Source organism: Actinomycetes bacterium (assembly GCA_035489715.1).
Taxonomy (GTDB): Bacteria; Actinomycetota; Actinomycetes; order JACCUZ01; family JACCUZ01; genus DATHAP01.
Genome location: DATHAP010000192.1, coordinates 1 through 3,204 on the forward strand (window position 1 = coordinate 1; position 3,204 = coordinate 3,204).

The following is a 3,204-nucleotide window of genomic DNA, read 5'->3' on the forward strand; positions in this document are numbered from 1 at the left end:
CGGCTGCGACCGCCGCCCCCACCCGTCCGCGTGCTGTCCTCGTCACGATTCCCTCCCAGTCCCCGACGCGGCCCCCTGCGGTCGCACGCTAGGACGGCCGACCGCATGTCGGACATAGGCAGAACGGACGGTTCGCGCAACGTGCCCGGCCGCCGCCGCTCGGTGATCACCGCCGGTAGCCGGCGGGTCAGGGCTCGAACTTGTAGCCGAGCCCCCGCACCGTGACGATGTGCCGCGGGGTGGCCGGCTCGGGCTCGACCTTGGCCCGCAGCCGCTTGACATGCACGTCGAGGGTCTTGGTGTCGCCGACGTAGTCCGACCCCCACACCCGGTCGATCAGCTGGCCGCGGGTCAGCACCCGGCCGGCGTTGCGCAGCAGCAGCTCGAGCAGCTCGAACTCCTTGAGCGGCATCGCGACCTCGTCGCCCGCGACGCTCACCACGTGCCGGTCCACGTCCAGCCGCACCGGGCCGGCCTCCACCGTCGCCGGCGCCAGGTCCTCCGGCTCGCCGCGTCGGCGGAGCACCGCACGGATCCGGGCGAGCAGCTCGCGGGTGGAGTAGGGCTTGGTCACGTAGTCGTCGGCACCGAGCTCCAGCCCGACCACCTTGTCCACCTCGCTGTCCTTGGCAGTCAGCATGATCACGGGGACGTTGGACCTCGCCCGCAGCGCGCGGCACACCTCGGTGCCGGACAGACCGGGCAGCATCAGGTCGAGCAGCACCAGGTCGGCGCCGTGCCGGTCGAACTCCTCAAGGGCTGCCGGGCCGGTGTCGGCCAGGACGACTTCGAAGCCCTCCTTGCGCAGCATGTAGGAGAGGGCGTCGCGAAACGACTCCTCGTCCTCGACGACCAGGATGCGGGTCACGCACTCTCCTCGGAGACGGCTGCGGCGGGGAGTCGCAGGGTGAAGGTGGAGCCGGTGCCCTCGGCGCTCCAGACCGTCGCCTCGCCGCCGTGGCCGGCCGCGACGTGCTTGACGATGGACAGTCCGAGGCCGGTGCCACCGGTGTCCCGCGACCGGGCCGCGTCGACCCGGTAGAACCGCTCGAAGATCCGGTCCCGCTCGACCTCGCCGATGCCCGGCCCCTCGTCGGTGACGCTGAGCTCGGCCACCGCCGTCGGGGGGGTGCCGGACAGGGCGGTGGCGACGGAGACCCGGGTCCCCTCCGGCGCGTAGCGCACGGCGTTGTCGACCAGGTTGCCCAGCGCGGTGACCAGCTGCCGGGCGTCGCCGCGCACGACCACGCCACGACGGCCGCCGCAGACCAGGGTGATCCGGCGGGCGTCGACGGTGGCCCGGCTGCGGTCGACGGCCTCGGCAACGACGTCGTCGAGGGCGACCAGGGTCGGGGCCTGGAGCGGGTCGTGGCTCTGCAGCCGGGACAGCTCGATGACGTCCTGGACCAGCCGGCTCAGCCGCCCGCTCTCGTGCTCGATCCGACGGGCGAAGCGACGTACCGCCTCCGGGTCGTCGGCCGCGTCCACCAGCGCCTCCGCGAGCAGCGCCATCGCGCCGACCGGGGTCTTGAGCTCGTGGCTGACGTTGGCCACGAAGTCCCGCCGGACCTCCTCCACCCGCCGGGCCTCGGTGTGGTCCTCGACGAGCAGCAGGACGAAGGAGGCCCCGAGCGGGGCGACCCGGGCGAGGACGGCGAAGGTCGCGTCGCCGAGCGGCCCGCGGGGCAGGTCGAGGCGCTCCTCGCGGATCTCGCCGTCCCGACGGGTCCGCTGCACCAGCGCGAGCAGCTCCTCGGACACCAGCCGGTCGGCCCGGACCAGGCCCATCGCCAGGGCCGCCGGGCTGGACCGGACCACCCGGTCGTCGACGTCGAGGACCACTGCGGAGGAGCGCAGGACGGCCAGGACGTCGGCCACCCCTGCAGGCAGCAGGCTCGTCGGCGACTCGGCGGCGACCACCCGCCGCTGCTCGCGCTCGCTGAGGTTGAAGGCCAGGACCGCGCCGGCGCCCACGAGGACGCCGACGACGCCCGAGAGAGCTGCGAGCCAGGCGTCCACGTGGCCGATCGTAGACGCGCCCCACGGGCCGGCCCGCCGCTCGAAGCCGCTCCGGCCGGCTCGTTCGGCGACTGTTCACCTCGGGGTCCGCGCCCGTTCACGGGCGGCTGCCAGAGTGCGGGCGTCCCGCCCCCCGACGAAGGACGACGATGCGCGACGCGTACCACGAGGAGCTCGCTGCCCTGACCGAGGCGCTGGTCGAGATGACCCGCCTGGTCGGCTCGGCGATCAGCCGGGCGTCCACCGCACTGCTCGACGCCGACCTGGCGCTGGCCGAGAGCGTGATCCACGCCGACGACGCGGTCGACGCGCTGCGCGACGACATCGACCGGCGGGCCATGGACCTGCTGGCCCGGCAGCAGCCGGTCGCCAGCGACCTGCGCACGATCGTCACGACGCTGAAGATGAGCGCCGACCTGGAGCGGATGGGCGACCTGGCGCGGCACGTGGCGCGGGCTGCCCGTCGCCGGTTCCCGGACCCCGCCGTGCCCGCCCCGCTGCGCGCCACCATCGTCGAGATGGGTCAGGTGGCCGAGCGGCTCGTGGCCAAGGCCGGCGGGGTCATCGCGTCGCACGACGTCGCCGCGGCGCTCGAGATCGAGCGGGACGACGACGCGATGGACCGGCTGCACCGCGAGCTGTTCGCCGCGCTGCTCGACGTGTCGGAGCCCTACGGCATCGAGGCGGCGATCGACGTGACGCTGGTGAGCCGCTACTACGAGCGGTTCGCCGACCACGCCGTCGCGGTGTCGCGCCGGGTCGTCTTCCTCGTCACCGGCCAGCAGCCGCAGGAGCTCACCGAGCCGGTCTGAGTGTCCCTGCCCCCCGGCCGTGGCCGACGAGGCGGTCGCACGGGCTCAGCAGAGAGCGCAGCCTCCGCCATGATCGTCCCCTGACACGACAAAGGACGGGTCCTCTCGGCCAAGCGGCCCGGGACGAGGGCCCGGAAGATCGCCGTGTTCGTGGCGATGCTCGCCGCCGGCGACACTCCCTGTCCACGACGGCGTGGGCGCGACGACTGATCGGGCAACCAGGAGATCCGCACAGTGTGTGCCAGCTCGGCAACCGTCCCGCCGCCTGGCCGCGGCGCACAGACAGTGAGGCTCAGCGGCCCTGGCTCTTGACCGCCTCGATGGAGGCGGTCGCCGCGTCGGGGTCGAGATACTCCCCACCGGTGGTGACCGG

Annotated in this window: 3 protein-coding genes and 1 pseudogene; 2 read left to right on the plus strand and 2 right to left on the minus strand. The window is 73.7% G+C overall.

All coding sequences use genetic code 11. From position 1 onward, the window contains the following. Positions 1-187: 187 nt before the first annotated feature. Entirely contained in the window at positions 188-868 is a 681-nt protein-coding gene (locus tag VK640_15520) for a response regulator transcription factor (GenBank protein HTE74585.1), read from the minus strand. Continuing rightward, a complete protein-coding gene (locus VK640_15525; protein ID HTE74586.1) occupies positions 865-2,019 on the minus strand; it encodes an ATP-binding protein in 1,155 nt (384 codons plus the stop codon). The genes VK640_15520 and VK640_15525 overlap by 4 nt, the downstream gene beginning before the upstream one ends. Positions 2,020-2,168: 149 nt before the next feature. On the opposite strand from VK640_15525, the gene phoU reads away from it, so the two are divergent. Both phoU and VK640_15535 read left to right on the plus strand, forming a co-directional pair. Next, positions 2,169-2,831, plus strand: coding sequence for a phosphate signaling complex protein PhoU (phoU, locus tag VK640_15530; protein ID HTE74587.1), 663 nt, complete (start codon positions 2,169-2,171; stop codon positions 2,829-2,831). A 107-nt stretch (positions 2,832-2,938) separates the two neighbouring features. Continuing rightward, positions 2,939-3,041, plus strand: a pseudogene (locus VK640_15535) (hypothetical protein). The last annotated feature ends 163 nt before the right edge of the window (positions 3,042-3,204 follow it).